Source organism: Deinococcus sp. HSC-46F16 (assembly GCF_024171495.1).
Taxonomy (GTDB): domain Bacteria; phylum Deinococcota; class Deinococci; order Deinococcales; family Deinococcaceae; genus Deinococcus.
In genome coordinates, this window is sequence record NZ_JALJZW010000002.1 from 188,834 (window position 1) to 204,053 (window position 15,220).

The window sequence follows — 15,220 nt, forward strand, 5'->3', positions numbered from 1 at the left end:
CCCCAGCCCCCCGCGACCCACCCCAGGCCCTAGACTGCCCCCATGCGAGTCCTCGAACCGCTCGGCCTGCCCGGTGCCCCGCTGGAAACCCACCGCGAGCTGATGGACCTGCTCGGCGCTGCGGAGGGTCGGGAGGGCGCGGGCCGCCCCGCCACCCTGTACCTGATCGCCGACTGGCAGGGGGTGCGCGACGCTTCACGCTACGCAGCCCTGATCACGCGCGGCGACGAAGCTGTGGTCACCGTGCCCGCCTACGGCCCGGCGTATGGCCCGGCGGGGGCGGGGGCGCTGGCCGAACTCGTGGAGTGGACGCAGGCGCGGGGCTGGCCCGTACGCGAGGCTGTGCTCAACCCGTCCGACTTCGTGCGCGTGCTCGCCGAACCCGACGCGGAGGAGGTCGCCCGCCTGATCGCCGCGAGCAATCCCAGTGACCCGCGCATCTACACCGCCCTGCCCCGCCACCAGCCCGAGGAGTGGCAGGACGCCGAGGCCCCCGTCACGACCCCACGGGGCTGAGGACCGGGGGACGCACCCGCCGCTAGACTGCCCCCATGTTGCTGTACGGACGGAATCCGGTGCTCGAAGCCCTGCGCGACGGGCGGGTCAGTGAGGTGCTGCTCGCGCGGGGGGTCGAAGAGGCGTTCGTGCGCGAGATCAAGGACATGGGCGTGCGGGTGCGCTTCGCCCCGCGCATCGAACTCGACCAGCTCGCGGGCACCACCCAGCATCAGGGCATCCTCGCGGAGGTGGAAGACCTCGCGTGGGCCAGCGTGGAAGACATTCTGGACCGGGCGCAGAGCCGGGGCGAGGACCTGCTGATCGTGCTGCTCGACGGGATCACCGACCCGCGCAACTTCGGGGCGATCATCCGCTCGGCGGAGGTGCTCGGTGCCCACGGGGTCGCGGTGGAGGAACGCCGCAGCGCTCCCCTATCGCCCGTGGTCGCCAAGACGGCGGCGGGGGCCACGAGCCACCTGCCCGTCGCGCAGACGAAGAACCTGCCCCGCCTGATCGACCGCCTCAAGGAACAGGGCGTGTGGGTCTACGGGGCAGCGGGCGAGGCCGCGCAGGACGTGGGCCGCCTCGATCTGCGCGGCCCGGTCGCCCTGGTGATCGGGGCGGAGGGCGAGGGCCTGCGCCGCCTCGTGCGCGAGAAGTGCGACGCGCTGGTGCGGATTCCCACGCGCGGGCAGGTCCAGAGCCTCAACGCCTCGGTCGCGGCGGGCATCCTGCTGTACGAGGCGGCGCGGGCGCGGGGCGAGAGGTGAGGACCGAAACCATCGCGGGCGAGCGCCTCACGCTGGAGGTGCTGCCCGACCTCGGCGCCAGCGTGCTGGGGCTGCGCTCGGCCTCCGGGCGCCCGGTCCTGCGGTCGGTGGACCCCGCGAAGGTGGAGACGAGCAGCCAGACGGCCAGCTTCATCATGATTCCCTATGCCAACCGGATTGCCGGGGCGCGGTTTCCCTTCGGCAGCGAGGAAGTGCAGCTCCGCCCCACGACCAAAGGCGGCCTCGCCCAGCACGGCGACGTGCGCAACCGGCCCTGGCAGGTGGAGCGGGTGACGGACGCGCACCTGCGGGCCACCTTCGACAGCCGCGACTTCGCGGACATGAACTGGCCGTGGGCTTTCACCGCCCTGGTGGAGTACCGCCTGCATGGACCCCACCTCGACACCACGGTCAGCCTGACGAACGCCGATACCCGCGAGATGCCCGCCGGACTGGGCCTGCACCCCTACTTCGCCCGCAGGGGGGACGGAGTGGACCCCACCCTGGCCTTCGACGCGGCGCTGACCTACGACACGGACGGGCAGATGCTGCCGACTGGCCCCGCCCGTCCCCTGCGCCCGGAGGAGGACTTCCGGGTGCCCGCTGCCGTGGGCGAACGCACCTTCGACCGGGTGTACACCGCCTGGGACGGCGTGCTGCGGCTGGACTGGGGCACGCGGGCGCTGGTGCTGACGGCCGACCCGGTGTATTCGCACCTGACCGTCTTTACCGCTCCCGACGGCAGCCTGGCCCTGGAGCCCGTCTCGCACGCGACCAACGCGCTGAACCTGGCTGCGCAGGGGGTGAGTGGCGTGGACCTGAAGACGCTGGTGCCGGGGCAAACGCTGGCGGGAACGGTGCGGCTGACGTTGGAAGGCGACTGGTAGAGCAGCGGAAGGTGGGAGACGCGAGAAACGTCTCCCACCTTGTTTTCTCGGTCTGCGCTAGGCCGCCGTCGCCAGCAGCGCCCCGGCCCGGTCCCGCAGCTCGAAGCCGGGGCGCTCGCGGGCGGCGAGCCAGCGCAGGGCGCCCAGGAGATCGTCAGTCTCGTACACGACTTCCGGCCCGCCGGGGCCGTGCCACAGCACGCGGTAGGTGTGGGGGTGGGTGGGCGGCGTCCAGCGCTCGCCGCCGTCTTCTTTGACAAAGGCACGCGACATGGGATTCAGTCTGCGCCGGGTGGGTAAGGCACCGGACGAGCGGACGGTGACGCCGAGTTCATGCTCGGTGCAGGGCGGCGCTCACTCGTCGCTGTTCAGATCCGTCAGCGCCCGTGCTCCCACCAAGGTGATGATCGCCTCGCGTTCCTCGCCGTCCCGGATATAGCCCAGCCGGATGGTGTCCCCGATGGTCGCGTCCCCCCGCACGGTGCGGATGAAGTCGTTGGCGTCGCGGACCCGGCGGCCATTCACGCTGAGAATCACGTCGCCGATTTCCAGCAGGTTGCCGTCCGCGTCGAAGCGGGCGCCGCGCAGCCCGGCCTCTTCCGCCGGGCTGTCACGCACCACGCGGGCGATCACCGCGCCGGGCGGATTCGTCAGGCCGCTGTGCACCTGATCAAGATTCAGCCCCACCACCGGCACGTCCCGCTGCTCCCCGGCCAGCAGCGCTGCCACCAGTGGGCTGTCCTGGGTAACGGGCACCGCGTAGGAGGCCCGCGTCTGGTTGCTCTCGTCGAGGCGGATAAAGCTCACGACCCCGATGACCTCCCCAGTGCCGTCGAGGATGGGGCCGCCGCTATCCCCCGGCGCGAGGGGCGCGGACATTTCCAGCGTCCCCTGCGGAAAGTCGGCGCGGCCCGCCTCAGCCCCCAGCCGCAGCAACACGCCCCGGCGCGGTTGCAGGAAGTCGCCGCCGCTGTTGCCGATGGCGAGCACCTCCTGCCCCACCCGTGGCTCGGCCCCCGCGAGAGGCAGGAAGGGGAAGCCGGGCGTGCGTCCCTCGACCTGCATCAGTGCCACGTCCGCCGCCGCGTCGTAGGCGGTCACGCGGGCGCGGTAGGTGCGGCCCTCCAGCGTGCGGACCCGGAACAGTTGCCCGGTCGAGACGACGTGGTAGGCGGTCATCACCTGCCCGCCCTCCGAGATGAAGAAGCCGGTGCCCAGCCCCGCCTCGCGGGTGCGGGTGTTCAGGCTCTCGACCTGCACGACCGCCGGGCGGGTGGCCTGGAACAGGTCGCTGGTGTTGGTGGGCAGCTCGTTCGGGAGCGTTTGCGAGACGGCGGGGGGCGTCGGCGACCCGGCCTCCAGGCGGGGCGACCACCCCGGCAGCAGGTAGGCCGCCAGCGCGAGCAGCAGCAGCACGGGAAGCCAGGGCAGGGGGCGCACGCCTCGCATGGTAGAGCGCCCCGCACCGGGGCAGGGTGGCGAGGGGTACGGATGGGGCGCTAGCCTGCCCGCCGATGCCCTGGCTGATCAAATCCGAACCCGACGTGTTCAGCTACGCGGACCTCGTGCGGGTGGGACGCGAGGGGTGGAACGGGGTGCGGAACTACCAGGCCCGCAACTTCCTGCGGCAGATGCGGGAGGGCGACCTCTGCCTCTTCTACCACTCCAACGCCAGACCGGCCGGGGTGGCGGGCGTGGCGCGGGTGGTGCGGGAAGCGTACCCGGACGACCTGCAATTCGACCCGGCCAGCGAGTATTTCGACCCGGCCTCCACGCCGGACAATCCCCGCTGGAGCATGATGGACGTGGCCCCGGTCTTTGACCTGCCCGCCGTGCTGCCCCTGGACACGCTGCGGACCCTTCCCGAGTGGCAGGACTCGCCCCTCACACGGAAGGGCAGCCGCCTCAGCGTGCTCCCCGTAACGCCCGAGCAGTTCCGCGCGGCGCTGCGGGCGGCGGGAGTGGATGACCGTGACGATCTCGTTTGAGCGGCTGACGGAAGCCCATCTGCCCCTGCTCACGCGCTGGCTGCAGGCCCCGCACGTCCGCGTCTTCTGGGACGACGGCGAACGGGACGAGGGGGCGGTGCGGGCACACTACTTCGAGCCAGGGCGGGACGTGCCGGGGTTCGTCTTCCGGGTGGAGGGACGGGAGGCAGGCTTCATCCAGCGCGAGCGCATCACGCCAGACAACGAATTCTGGCCCTGGGCCGCGCCGGAGGGTGAGACGTGGGGCGTGGACCTGCTGATCGGGGAGCCGGACCTGACTGGGCGGGGCCTGGGGCCAACGGTCATCCGCGCCTTTCTGGACGCGCTGCGGGCCGAGCGGCCAGCGTTGCGGCGGGTGCTGATCGACCCCGACCCCGACAACGTGCGGGCGGTGCGGGCTTACGCACGCGTGGGCTTCGCGCCCCTGACGCGGCTGGCGACGCCCTGGGGCGAGGTGCTGCTGATGGGCCTGGACGTGCCTTAAGCTGACCCCCGATGACCACTCCCGCCGCCACCTCCCTTACCCTCTACCCGTTGGGCGACGGCATCGGCTCCGTGGCGCTCGTGCAGCACGTCGGGGACGACAAGATGATCGTGAATGCCGCACGCGTCTCCTTTGGCGGCGACTCGGACGCGCCGCTGAATGACCGCGACGAGAAGTTGATTCGCTACCTCTTGCGGCACCAGCACGGCAGCCCCTTCGAGCACAACCTGATCACCTTCAAGGTGGTGTGCCCCATCTTCGTGGACCGGCAGATGGTGCGGCACCGGGTCGGCGTGAGCAAGAACGAAATTAGCGGTCGATATGTGGAGATGCAGGAGCGCAACTTCACCCCGACTTCCTTCCGCAAGCAGGCACCGTCGAACCGGCAGGCCAGCGTGGAGGACGACGGCACGCTCGACCAGGCGGCGGCGGCGGCGGTCTGGGCGGAGGCGTGGCGGCAGGCGTTCGGGGCCTACCAGGAGCTGCTGCGCCTTGGCGTGACGCGCGAGCAGGCGCGGGGCGTGCTGCCGCTCTCGCTGTATACCGAGTCGTATTACACCTTCAACGTACGTTCGCTGCTGCATTTCCTCGGTCTGCGCGACCATGAGGGGGCGCAGTACGAGACCCGCCTCTACGCGCGGGCGATGGCAGAACTTGCCGAGCCGCTCTTTCCCGTGACGTTCCGGGAGTGGCGCGAGCTGCACGCCTGACCCCAGGCCCCCCGCCGGGGCACCGTAGACTTCCGAGGTGCCCGTCACCTGGATGAACCGCCGCCCCACCCTCGCGTCCCGCCTCGCCACGCTCGCCCTGCGGCTGACCGGATGGACGCCCGTGCTCGCCCCCCCGCCGGGGCCGAAGTTCGTGGGGGCGGTGGCGCCCCACACCTCCAACGCGGATTTCTGGCCGGGCATCGGCTGGCGATGGGCCACGGGCGTTCCGGCGCACTGGGTCGCCAAGCACAGCCTTTTCCGGCCGCCGCTGGGGTGGCTGATGCGGGCCTGGGGCGGCCTGCCGGTCGACCGCCGCCGCGCGGGGGGCAACTTCGTGGACGGGGTGGTGGACATCATTCGCCGCGAACCCGAGATCATGGTCGCCGTCGCCCCCGAGGGCACCCGCGTCCGCACCGAGGGCTGGAAGACCGGCTTCTACTACATGGCGCTGGAGGCGGGCGTGCCCATCGGCGTGACGGTCTTCGACTGGGGGCGCAAACGGGTGGGCGTGGTGGGCTACGTGATGCCCACCGGGGACATCGACGCCGACTTCCGGCAGATCGCCGCCCTGCTCGACGGAGTGCAGGCCCACACGCCCGCGAACATGGGGCCGGTCGTGCCCCTGCGCCGGGGTGAGGGAACGGTCCCGGCCACTGTGACGCAGCCGTAACGCTGGGCGTATAGAATCTCTCCTGTACCACAATTCTGAAGTCAGAACAGGAGGGACAGGATGCCCCAGTCTGCATCCGGCGCCGCCCCATGACGGTGGCCGACGCCATTTCACCTACCCCCGGCCACCCTATGGGCACCGCCCTCGAAGCGCGGGCGCTCGTCAAGGATTTCCGGGGATTTCGTGCCACGAACGAGGTCGACCTCCAGATTCGGGGGGGCGAGATTCACGCGATCATCGGCCCGAACGGGGCAGGCAAGACGACGCTCTTTAACCTGCTCTCGGGCTTTCTGCGGCCCACGAGCGGGGAGGTGCTGCTGTTCGGCGAGCGCATCGACACGCTGCCGCCCCATGCAATCGTGCGGCGGGGGCTGTCGCGCTCGTTTCAAATCAGCTCGGTCTTTCCGACCATGACGGTGCGGGAAAACGTGCTCGTCGCGCTGGGGTCCCCCACCCCGCTGCCCGGTCAGTTCTGGACCCCGCTCTCGCGGCTGGAGGCCCTCGGCCCCCGCGCCGACGAGATTCTGGAGCGGGTGGGGCTGGGCGCGGCGCACGCCCGGCTCGCGGCCGACCTCAGCCACGGCGAGAAACGGCAACTGGAGATCGGCATCTCGCTGACCCAGGAGCCGCGCGTGCTGCTGCTTGACGAACCGACCTCCGGCATGGGGTCGGAAGGAATCGCCCGCGTGATCGCCCTCGTGCGTGAGGTCGCGCGGGGCCGCACAGTGGTCCTCGTCGAGCACAACATGAGCGTGGTGGCCGAACTCGCCGACCGCATCACGGTGCTGCAATACGGTCAGGTCATCGCCAGCGGGCGCTATGACGACGTGCGGCGCGACCCGCGCGTGATCGAGGCGTATCTGGGCGAGGAGGCGCACGCATGACCGCCCCCGCGCCCATCCCCGCCCCGGTGCCCACCCTGGGGGGGCCGCTGCTCGAAGTCCGCGACCTCAACGCTTACTACGGCCAGAGCCACGTCCTGCACGGGGTGAATCTGCACGTCCATCCCGGCGAGGTCGTCAGCCTGATCGGGCGCAACGGGGCGGGCAAGACGACCACCCTCAAGGCCATCATGGGCGTGCTGAGAAGCCGCACCGGGCAGATTCGCTTTGACGGGCAGGACCTGACCCGGCTGCCCAGCAACCGGGTCGCCGCGCGGGGCCTCGCCTGGGTGCCCGAGGAACGGGCGATCCTGTCGAGCCTGACGGTCCGCGAGAACCTCGAACTGCCCCCCGCCCGGCCCGGCGGCTGGAGCCTGGATCGGGCATATCAGGCCTTCCCGGTGCTGCGCGAGCGCGGGCACCATCCCGGTTCCAAGCTTTCGGGCGGCGAACAGCAGATGCTCGCCATCGTGCGGGTGCTGCGCAGCGCCCCCAGGCTGCTGCTGCTCGACGAACCCAGCGAGGGCCTCGCGCCCGTGATCGTGCAGGCCATCGGCGACATGCTTCAGGAACTGCGCCGCGACGGCCTGAGCGTGATTCTGGTCGAACAGAACCTCAAATTCGCCACCCGACTCGCCGACCGCCACTACGTGCTGGTCGACGGCGAGGTCGTGGACGAGGTCGCCCGGCACGAGGTGGAAGATCGCCGGGCCGACCTGCTGCGCTACCTCAGCGTTTAACTTCTCCGTCTCATCCCCCTTTCCTTGGAGGAACCCCCATGCAGAAGAAACTCCTGACCGCCCTCGTCGCCACCGCCGCGCTCGCCACGGTCACGGGTGCGCTCGCGCAAAGCGTCCGCCTCAGTGACAACGTGGTGCGGGTGGGCGTGCTGACCGACCTCTCCGGCGTGTACTCGGAACTCTCCGGGCAGGGCAGCGTGCGGGCCGCGCAGCTCGCCGCGCAGGACTTCATGGCGGCCAACCCCAGCTTCCGGAACAAGGTGCAGGTCGTCGGCGTGGACCACCAGAACAAGGCGGACGTGGCGAGCAACAAGGCCGCCGAGATGATCGACCGCCAGAACGTGGACATGCTCGTCGACCTGCCCACGAGCAGCGCGGCCCTCGCCGCCTCCGAAGTCGCCAGCAAGAAGAAGATTCCGGTGATGGTCGTGACGGGCGGCACCACGGCGCTCACCAACGAGAAGTGCAACAAGTACACCTTCCACTACGCCTACGACAACTACATGCTCGCCAATGGCACGGGCGCGGCCGTGACCAAGCGCGGCGGGAACTCGTGGTACATCATCTACCCCAACTACGCGTTCGGACAGGATCTCAACCGCCAGATGACGGCGGCGATCCGCGAGAACAAGGGCCGGGTCGTGACCAACAGCGACGCCACGCCGTTCCCCAACACCGACTTCTCCAGCTACCTGCTCAAGGCGCAGAGCCTCAAGCCCAAGGTGTTCGGCACCATGCAGGCGGGGGCCGACCTCGTGAACGTGGTCAAGCAGTACAACGAGTTCGGGCTGCGGCAGCAGGGCATCGGGCTGGGCATCGGCCTGCTGTTCGAGACCGACGTGGCCGCGTTGGGGCAAGACGCCTTTGCGGGGGCGCTCGCCACCGTGCCGTGGTACTGGAACCTCGACCAGCGGGCGCGGACCTGGGCCGCCAAGTTCGAGAAGTCCTTCGGCAAGAAGCCCACCTGGGCGCAGGCCGGGGTCTACTCGGCCACCATGACCTACCTGAACGCGGTCGCCCGCGCCAAGAGTGACGGCGGCGACGCGGTCGTCAAGGCGCTCGAAGGCCACCGCTTCAGCGACTTCTACGCCCGCAGCGCCTACATCCGCCCGCAGGACCACCGCGTGATCCTCGATGTGTACACCGTACAGGTCAAGCCGCGCTCGCAGGCGAAGGAAGCCGGGGACATCTTCACCAAGATCGCCACCATTCCCGCCGCCCGCGCCTTCCAGCCGCTGGCCGAGAGCAAGTGCAAGTTCTGAAAAAGGTCTAAGGGACTCAGGGTCAGAGGGTCTGGGGAGACTGGTTTTCCAAGACCCTTCGACCCTTAGACCCTCGACCCTTAGACCAACTATGAACACACAACTTCTGCTGATTCAGGTATTCAACGGGCTGGTGAACGGCGCCTTCTACGCGCTGCTCTCCCTCGGGCTCGCGGTGATCTTCGGCATGCTGCGGATCGTGAACTTTATGCACGGGGCGCTGTACATGCTGGGGGCGTTCACGGCCTTCGCGCTGGGGCAGGCGTTCGGGTTGGGGTTCTGGCCGTCGCTGATCTTGGCCCCGCTGATCGTAGCGGGCATCGGCATGGCGCTGGAACGGGGGCTGCTCTCGCGGCTCTACGGGCTGGAGCCGAGCTACAACCTGCTGCTGACCTTCGGGCTGACGCTGCTGACCCAGGACCTCGTGAAACAGGTCATGCTCTCGCAGTACGCGGTATCGAGTGCGCCCTACACGCCGCCCCCGGTGCTGTCGGGCGTGGTGAACCTGGGCTTCGTGGTGTTTCCCAAATACCGTCTGTTCGTGATCGGGCTGAGCCTCTTGATCTGCCTGATCACCTGGTTCGTGATCGAGAAGACGCGGGTGGGCGCGATCATCCGGGCGAGCACCGAGAACCCCGGCGTCACGCGGGCCTTCGGCATCGACGTGAGCAAGTGGGTCACGGGCGTGTTCGGGGTGGGCGTGGGCCTCGCGGGGCTGGCCGGAGTCCTGGCCGCGCCGATCTACTCGGTCGAGCCGTACATGGGAGCCGAACTCATTATCACGACCTTCGCGGTGGTGGTGATCGGTGGGATGGGCAGCATCCTGGGCAGTGTGATCACGGGCTTCGCTGTGGGGGTGCTGGCCGCCATCGGAGCGGCCCTGTACCCGCCCATCGCCAACACCCTCGTCTTCATCCTGATGGCGCTGGTGCTGCTGGTGCGTCCCAGCGGGCTGTTCGGGCTGCCGGAGGGGGCACGATGACGGTCATCCCACGAACAGCCGCCCGCACCGACCGCGAGCGGATGACCCGCGCTGCGTGGCTGATCGGGCTCGGCATCCTGCTGCTGGTGCTCCCCCGGTTGATCTACCCGGTGCTCGCGCTCGACATCCTGGCCTGGGGTCTGTTCGCGGTGGCCTTTGACCTGCTGTTCGGCTTCTCCGGGCTGCTGAGCTTCGGGCACGCGGCCTTCTGGGGCAGCAGCGCCTATGTGACGGCCTACCTGCTGGGGCAGGGACAGAGTGTGCCCGTCGCCATGCTGGGGGGCACTTTGTCGGCGCTGGCGCTCGCGGTCCCCATCGCCTTTCTGAGCGTCCGCAGTGCGGGCATCTACTTCTCGATGATCACGCTGGCCTTCGCGCAGATGCTCTCCTTCCTGGCGCTGCAATGGACCGACGTGACGGGCGGCGAGAACGGGCTTCAGGGCTTCGAGCGGCCCGGCTTCCTGGGGCTGGATTTCAGCGACTCGGTGACCCGCTACTACTTCTGCCTCGCGGTGTTCACGGTGGGCTTTTACGTCGCCTACCGCACGGTGCGCAGCCCCTTCGGGCAGGCGCAGCAGGCGGTGCGCGACAATGAGCAGCGGGCGCAGAGCATCGGCTACAACCCGGCCCGCTTCAAGTTCACCGCCTTTCTGATCAGCGCTGGCCTGGCGGGGCTGGCGGGCAGCATGTACACCTTCGGGCACGGGGTGGTCAGCCTGGAGGTCGTGAACTGGCGCACCTCCGGCGAGGTCGTGATGATGACCCTGCTGGGCGGCACCACCACCCTGTTCGGCCCGGTGATCGGCGCGGGGATCGTGCTGCTGCTGCGCGACGTGCTGACGACCGCCAACCTTCCGGTGGGCATCGTGACGGGCCTGGTGTTCGTGGCGACCGTGCTGTTCTTCCGCCGGGGCGTGGTGGGCACGGTGCAACACTGGCTGCGGAAACGCTGAGCTGCCCTCCACCCCCTCCCCGCCCCTGCTCCCGCGCGGGGGCTTTTCCGTTCAGGCGGGAGGCGACCAGGGGCACCCTTGGGCCTTCGGCTGCGCTGTTCAGCGGATGCGCCGCGCTGGGAGGGCAGTCAGGATGACGGGGTGGCCTTCACCCTTACCTCCGCCCCGCTGTCCGACCTCCCCGAGCTGCTGAGTCTCTACGCCTCGGTGGGCTGGACGAGCTACACCCGCGACCCGGAGGCGCTGGCCTGTGCTCTGCGGCAGTCGGGCTTCGTCTGGGCCGCGTGGGACGGGGCGGGCGACCTGATCGGCCTGGTGCGCGGCGTCACCGACGACGTGAGCATCCTGTACGTGCAGGATCTCCTCGTTCGTCCAGAATGGCAGCGCCGGGGCGTGGGGCGGGCCTTGATGAAAGCCGTGCTGGAGCGGTACGCCCACGTCATGCAAATGGTGCTGCTCACGGACGATCGGCCGGAGCAGTTCGCTTTTTATCAGTCCCTGGGCTTTCACAACACCCGCGACCTCGTGACCACCCCGACGAATGCCTTCTACCGGACCACCCAGGCGAAGCTGTCCTAGCCTTCGTCCTCTCCCTTCAGGCCGCGAATCTCCTCGATAAAGCGCTCCAGGCTGTCGAAGTCGCGGTACACGCTGGCAAAGCGGATATAGGCCACGTCGTCCAGCGGGCGCAGGAAGGCCATCGCGCGTTTGCCGATCTCACCGCTGGCGATTTCCGGCACGCCCACCTCGTCCTCGAAGCCGTAGGCGAAGGCCCGCAGCCGTTCGGGGTCCACCGGGCGTTTCTCCGTGGCGAGGGTCAGGCCGCGCAGCAGCTTGTCGGGATTGAAGGCCTCGCGCAGACCGCCGCGTTTGACCACCATCAGCGGCTCAAGTTGTGCCCGCTCGTAGGTCGTGAAGCGCCGCGCACAGCGCAGGCACTCGCGGCGGCGACGGATGGAGGCGCCGTCGTCGCTGGGGCGCGAGTTGACCACCCGTGAGTCGGGGGCCGAGCAGTAGGGGCACCTCACCGGAGCAGGGCCTCGGCCTCGGTCGGGCGCACCCTGGGCAGCGGCGGCAGCGGCACTTCCAGCACCACCCCGCGCAGGTGCGCGAGCGAGGGGGCCGCCAGCGCGAGCACCGCGTCCCCTAGGGGCCGGTCGAGCGCCTCATCGCCGCCACTGGCCCGTGAGGGAAGCACGAGGTTGACCCGCAGGTCCTCCAGATGGGCGTGTTCCACCAGCCCCCGAATCGCCCCGCGCTGGGGAAAGACATGTAGGCCCTGCTCGTCGAGGTGCGGCCCCACGATGGTCAGCCACGTCCCGCCGAGGCGGCGGCGCACGATCTGCGCGATGGCGACGCTGCTCTTGACGTTGCAGTTGAACAGGTCCATCCACTCGCCCTCGCTGAGGAGGGTGAAGTCGGTGTGCGCCCGCTTGTCGGCCAGATGCACGATGCCGTGCAGCGCCCCGAAGATTTCGAGGATGCGGTTCTGGGCGCTGAGCCAGTCGAGCGGCACCCCCACGTCGGCCTTGAGAGGGATCGCGGTGCCCCCCGCGAGTTCCAGGCCGCTCGCGGCGGCGGCGAGCGACTCGGAGTTGCCCCCGATCAGGATCACGCTGGCCCCCGCCCGCGCCAGTCGCGCACTGACGGCCCGCCCGTACCCCTGGTCGGCCCCCGTGACCGCCACAACCTGCCCGGCGAGGACGGGAAGGTCGGGGGGGAGGGGGGCCGGGGGAGCGGGAAGACTCATGAGGTCAGAATAACGCCCCCGCCACGAGAGGACGGGGGCACAGGAGAGAATTCAGCTCGCCTCGGGCAGCGGGCGCAGCGCTCCCGGCGGCGGATCGCCCGCCCGGTGGCCGCGGGCGCAGGGCACGCACCAGTACGCCTGATCGCCGTCGCGCAGGTCATAGAGGTCCATCCCCTGCCCGCACGAGGGGCAGACGTGGGCGTACCCGCGCCCGCTCGCCGGGTGCTGCGCCTCGCCTTCCGTGCGCCCATGAGCACGTAAAGACCGTTTCATATTCTGATTCTAACAGAATATGGCAGGGGCAGTCAGAGGTCGGCCTCGTCCGTCGGATCGTCGGAGAGGTCCGGCCCCACCGCGCCCACGCCTACCCGCCGCCGTTTGCGGAGCATGGCGGGTTCCTTGTCGAGGTTGAAGACGAAGTGCCGGGGCCGCCGCTCGCGCAGCCACGTTTCCAGCGACACCAGCCGGGGCCGGAAGCGGATGAACTCGCGCAGTTGCCGGATGGGGACGAAGCGGGCCTCCTGCACGTCGCGGTCGGGGTCACGCGGGGCGAGGCTGCCGCCCACCTCCCGCCCGGTGTAGAAGAACTGGAGGTGGTGCCCCCACGTCTGCGCCTGAAACTCCACGATAAAGGCGAGATCGCGCAGTTCCACGACCAGCCCGGTTTCCTCGTAGGTCTCGCGGCGGGCGCCCTCCTGCACGAGTTCACCCGTCTCCAGCCCGCCCTTGGGCAGCGACCAGCGGCCCCGCTCACGCACCAGCAGAATCTCGTCGCCGCGCAGCACGATGCAGCCCACCCCGATGCGGGGAGCCGCGAGCGCCCGCTTCTGCCCGCGCTTCTGGGGGGCGGCGGGCACCGGGACCGCCGTGGCCCCCGACACCTGACCGGGACCCGCCGGGGCCGGGGGCCGGGGCGAACGACGCCGACGCCGACGCCGCTGGTTGTTCCCCTGGCTCGCCGCCGCGCCCTTCATGTCCTCCGGCATCAGATGCCCTCCGGCGCGAGGTCGTTGAAGCGCACGTGTGCGGAGTGAAATTGCAGCCTCACCGTGCCCACCGGGCCGTTGCGTTGTTTGCCGATGATGATTTCAGCAATGCCTTGTTGATCCGTCTCTTTATTATAGTATTCGTCGCGGTAAATAAACATTACAATGTCCGCATCCTGCTCAATTGCGCCTGATTCACGAAGATCAGAAAGCATCGGCCTATGATTCGGCCGCTGTTCCACCGCACGGCTAAGCTGACTCAAAACGATGATGGGCACTTCCAGTTCACGCGCCAATCCTTTGAGACCGCGCGAGATCGTGCTGATCTCCTGCTGGCGGTTGTCGCTGCCGCCGTTGCTCTTGCCACCCGACATGAGCTGCAGGTAGTCGATCACGACCAGGCCGAGTTGCCCGTGCTGCGCGGCGATGCGCCGCAACTTGCTTCTGAGGGCGTTGAGGGTGAGGTCGGGCTCGTCGTCGATCACCATCGGCGCCTCGGCCAGCCGCCCCGCCGCGTGCGCGAGCCGCTCGAAGTCACGCTCGTTGAGCTGGCCCGAGCGGATGCGGTTCATGTCCACCCGCGCTTCACTGCACAGCATGCGCAGGGCGAGTTGCACGGAGGGCATTTCCAGGCTGAAGACGGCGACCGTCTTCTCGCCGCGCAGGGCGACATTTTGCGCTATAGACAACGCGAACGCGGTCTTTCCCATACTCGGCCGCGCCGCCAGCACGTTCAGGCTGCCCTTCTGCAACCCCGAAATCTGCTCGTCGAGGTCGCGGAAACCGCTGCTCACGCCGTCGGGAATGCCCTTGTTGGCGTGCAGCAGGGTGATGTACTCGAAGGTGTCGTGGACGACCTCGCCCATCGCTTGAAAGGCCTCGCCCTTTTTCTTCTGCTCGGCCACCTCGAAGATCATCTTCTCGGCGCGGTCGAGCAGGTCTTCGAGGGGCATCTGGCCCTCGTAGGCGAGCTGCATCGCCTTGCCCGAAGCGCTGATGAGCTGCCGCAGCGTGTGCTTCTCCTGCACGATGCGGGCGTAGTGCTCGGCGTACGCGGCGGTGGGCACCTGATCGGCCAGCCCGACGAGGTACGTCACGCCGCCCACCTCGTCGAGCTGGCCCCGCACCCGCAGGTCTTCGCTGAGGGTCACGAGGTCGACCGGTTCGCCCCGGTCTTGCAGGGTCCGCATCGCCGCGAAGATCTTGCGGTGGCCCTCCCGGTAGAACATCTCGGCGGTGACGGTATCGCCCAAGGCCGAGAGGGTGTCGTTGTCCAGCAGAATGCTGCCCAGCACGCTGATCTCGGCGTCGTTGCTGTGCGGGGGCACACGGGGGGTCACTTCCATGCAGACCTTTCGGGGCACGCGGTAGGGTCAGCCAGCGCCGCCTGACCGCTGGGGCCAGGGCGCGGGGCACGTGCAGGGTGGGAATTGGGATGGGGCCAGAGGAGGCCATTCGCCCGCGTGCGCCAGGAAAGCGCGGCACGGAACCGAACTGCCGCGCATCATACCACCCGCCTCCGCTCACCCCCCCGATACCCCCGCCGGAGGCCCATGATCGTAAGACCTCTGTTAGAGCCCCCTGAATAACCTCTCTTCAGCAAGGACGGGAGACACCCGCACCTGCACAGCATTTTCCGGCCCGAGGGACCTTCTCCCG

20 protein-coding genes are annotated in these 15,220 nt (G+C 69.2%); 13 read left to right on the plus strand and 7 right to left on the minus strand.

Annotation, left to right across the window (positions count from 1 at the left end; translation table 11 throughout):
• The first annotated feature begins 42 nt into the window (after positions 1 to 42).
• From L1280_RS06245 to L1280_RS06255, 3 genes are read left to right on the plus strand one after another with little or no spacing between them, the layout of a single operon-like run.
• The gene (locus tag L1280_RS06245; RefSeq protein ID WP_253581243.1) at positions 43 to 516 is read left to right on the plus strand and encodes a DUF3197 domain-containing protein; all 474 of its coding nucleotides are present in this window, start codon (positions 43 to 45) and stop codon (positions 514 to 516) included.
• A 35-nt stretch (positions 517 to 551) separates the two neighbouring features.
• Positions 552 to 1,268: a 23S rRNA (guanosine(2251)-2'-O)-methyltransferase RlmB gene (rlmB, locus tag L1280_RS06250; protein ID WP_253581244.1), complete on the plus strand. Its 717-nt coding sequence runs from the start codon at positions 552 to 554 to the stop codon at positions 1,266 to 1,268.
• Positions 1,265 to 2,155 carry an aldose 1-epimerase gene (locus L1280_RS06255; RefSeq protein ID WP_253581245.1) on the plus strand — a complete coding sequence of 297 codons (891 nt, stop codon included), beginning with the start codon at positions 1,265 to 1,267 and terminating at the stop codon, positions 2,153 to 2,155. Before rlmB ends, L1280_RS06255 begins: the two co-directional genes overlap by 4 nt.
• 57 nt (positions 2,156 to 2,212) lie before the next feature.
• Here the strand turns inward: L1280_RS06255 and L1280_RS06260 are convergent, their stop codons facing one another.
• Together L1280_RS06260 and L1280_RS06265 are read right to left on the minus strand one after the other, a co-directional pair.
• A complete protein-coding gene (locus L1280_RS06260; protein WP_104989856.1) occupies positions 2,213 to 2,428 on the minus strand; it encodes a hypothetical protein in 216 nt (71 codons plus the stop codon).
• 81 nt (positions 2,429 to 2,509) lie between these two features.
• On the minus strand, positions 2,510 to 3,604 hold the full coding sequence (locus L1280_RS06265) for a S1C family serine protease (RefSeq protein WP_253581246.1): 1,095 nt from the start codon (positions 3,602 to 3,604) through the stop codon (positions 2,510 to 2,512).
• A 65-nt stretch (positions 3,605 to 3,669) separates the two neighbouring features.
• On the opposite strand from L1280_RS06265, the gene L1280_RS06270 reads away from it, so the two are divergent.
• The 10 genes from L1280_RS06270 to L1280_RS06315 all read left to right on the plus strand — a co-directional run bounded on the left by L1280_RS06270 (position 3,670) and on the right by L1280_RS06315 (position 11,404).
• Positions 3,670 to 4,143 (plus strand): EVE domain-containing protein, encoded by a 474-nt coding sequence (locus L1280_RS06270; protein WP_253581247.1) that lies wholly within the window; start codon positions 3,670 to 3,672, stop codon positions 4,141 to 4,143.
• The gene (locus L1280_RS06275) at positions 4,121 to 4,627 is read left to right on the plus strand and encodes a GNAT family N-acetyltransferase (RefSeq protein ID WP_253581248.1); all 507 of its coding nucleotides are present in this window, start codon (positions 4,121 to 4,123) and stop codon (positions 4,625 to 4,627) included. The genes L1280_RS06270 and L1280_RS06275 overlap by 23 nt, the downstream gene beginning before the upstream one ends.
• An 11-nt stretch (positions 4,628 to 4,638) precedes the next feature.
• The gene (gene thyX / locus L1280_RS06280) at positions 4,639 to 5,337 is read left to right on the plus strand and encodes an FAD-dependent thymidylate synthase (RefSeq protein WP_253581249.1); all 699 of its coding nucleotides are present in this window, start codon (positions 4,639 to 4,641) and stop codon (positions 5,335 to 5,337) included.
• Between the two features lie 37 nt (positions 5,338 to 5,374).
• Positions 5,375 to 6,007 carry a lysophospholipid acyltransferase family protein gene (locus tag L1280_RS06285; protein WP_371922886.1) on the plus strand — a complete coding sequence of 211 codons (633 nt, stop codon included), beginning with the start codon at positions 5,375 to 5,377 and terminating at the stop codon, positions 6,005 to 6,007.
• Between the two features lie 89 nt (positions 6,008 to 6,096).
• Complete coding sequence (locus L1280_RS06290; protein WP_253581250.1) at positions 6,097 to 6,891, plus strand: ABC transporter ATP-binding protein; 795 nt, start codon at positions 6,097 to 6,099, stop codon at positions 6,889 to 6,891.
• Complete coding sequence (locus L1280_RS06295; protein WP_253581251.1) at positions 6,888 to 7,628, plus strand: ABC transporter ATP-binding protein; 741 nt, start codon at positions 6,888 to 6,890, stop codon at positions 7,626 to 7,628. Before L1280_RS06290 ends, L1280_RS06295 begins: the two co-directional genes overlap by 4 nt.
• A 38-nt stretch (positions 7,629 to 7,666) precedes the next feature.
• Positions 7,667 to 8,890, plus strand: a complete 1,224-nt coding sequence (locus L1280_RS06300) for an ABC transporter substrate-binding protein (RefSeq protein ID WP_253581252.1) — start codon at positions 7,667 to 7,669, stop codon at positions 8,888 to 8,890.
• Between the two features lie 91 nt (positions 8,891 to 8,981).
• On the plus strand, positions 8,982 to 9,872 hold the full coding sequence (locus L1280_RS06305) for a branched-chain amino acid ABC transporter permease (protein ID WP_104989850.1): 891 nt from the start codon (positions 8,982 to 8,984) through the stop codon (positions 9,870 to 9,872).
• Positions 9,869 to 10,825, plus strand: a complete 957-nt coding sequence (locus L1280_RS06310; RefSeq protein WP_253581253.1) for a branched-chain amino acid ABC transporter permease — start codon at positions 9,869 to 9,871, stop codon at positions 10,823 to 10,825. The genes L1280_RS06305 and L1280_RS06310 overlap by 4 nt, the downstream gene beginning before the upstream one ends.
• Before the next feature lie 141 nt (positions 10,826 to 10,966).
• Positions 10,967 to 11,404: a GNAT family N-acetyltransferase gene (locus L1280_RS06315; protein ID WP_253581254.1), complete on the plus strand. Its 438-nt coding sequence runs from the start codon at positions 10,967 to 10,969 to the stop codon at positions 11,402 to 11,404.
• Here L1280_RS06315 and nrdR read toward each other — a convergent pair.
• Genes nrdR through dnaB form a run of 5 tightly spaced genes read right to left on the minus strand, consistent with a single transcriptional unit; the run spans position 11,401 to position 14,907 of the window.
• Positions 11,401 to 11,853: a transcriptional regulator NrdR gene (nrdR, locus tag L1280_RS06320; RefSeq protein WP_253581255.1), complete on the minus strand. Its 453-nt coding sequence runs from the start codon at positions 11,851 to 11,853 to the stop codon at positions 11,401 to 11,403. The two genes, L1280_RS06315 and nrdR, sit on opposite strands and share 4 nt — an antisense overlap.
• Positions 11,850 to 12,575: an SDR family NAD(P)-dependent oxidoreductase gene (locus tag L1280_RS06325; RefSeq protein ID WP_253581256.1), complete on the minus strand. Its 726-nt coding sequence runs from the start codon at positions 12,573 to 12,575 to the stop codon at positions 11,850 to 11,852. The genes nrdR and L1280_RS06325 overlap by 4 nt, the downstream gene beginning before the upstream one ends.
• A gap of 51 nt (positions 12,576 to 12,626) precedes the next feature.
• Entirely contained in the window at positions 12,627 to 12,848 is a 222-nt protein-coding gene (locus tag L1280_RS06330) for a hypothetical protein (RefSeq protein ID WP_253581257.1), read from the minus strand.
• A 32-nt stretch (positions 12,849 to 12,880) separates the two neighbouring features.
• The gene (locus L1280_RS06335) at positions 12,881 to 13,561 is read right to left on the minus strand and encodes an NUDIX domain-containing protein (RefSeq protein ID WP_253581258.1); all 681 of its coding nucleotides are present in this window, start codon (positions 13,559 to 13,561) and stop codon (positions 12,881 to 12,883) included.
• Positions 13,561 to 14,907, minus strand: a complete 1,347-nt coding sequence (gene dnaB / locus L1280_RS06340; RefSeq protein ID WP_253581259.1) for a replicative DNA helicase — start codon at positions 14,905 to 14,907, stop codon at positions 13,561 to 13,563. The genes L1280_RS06335 and dnaB overlap by 1 nt, the downstream gene beginning before the upstream one ends.
• Positions 14,908 to 15,220: the final 313 nt, after the last annotated feature.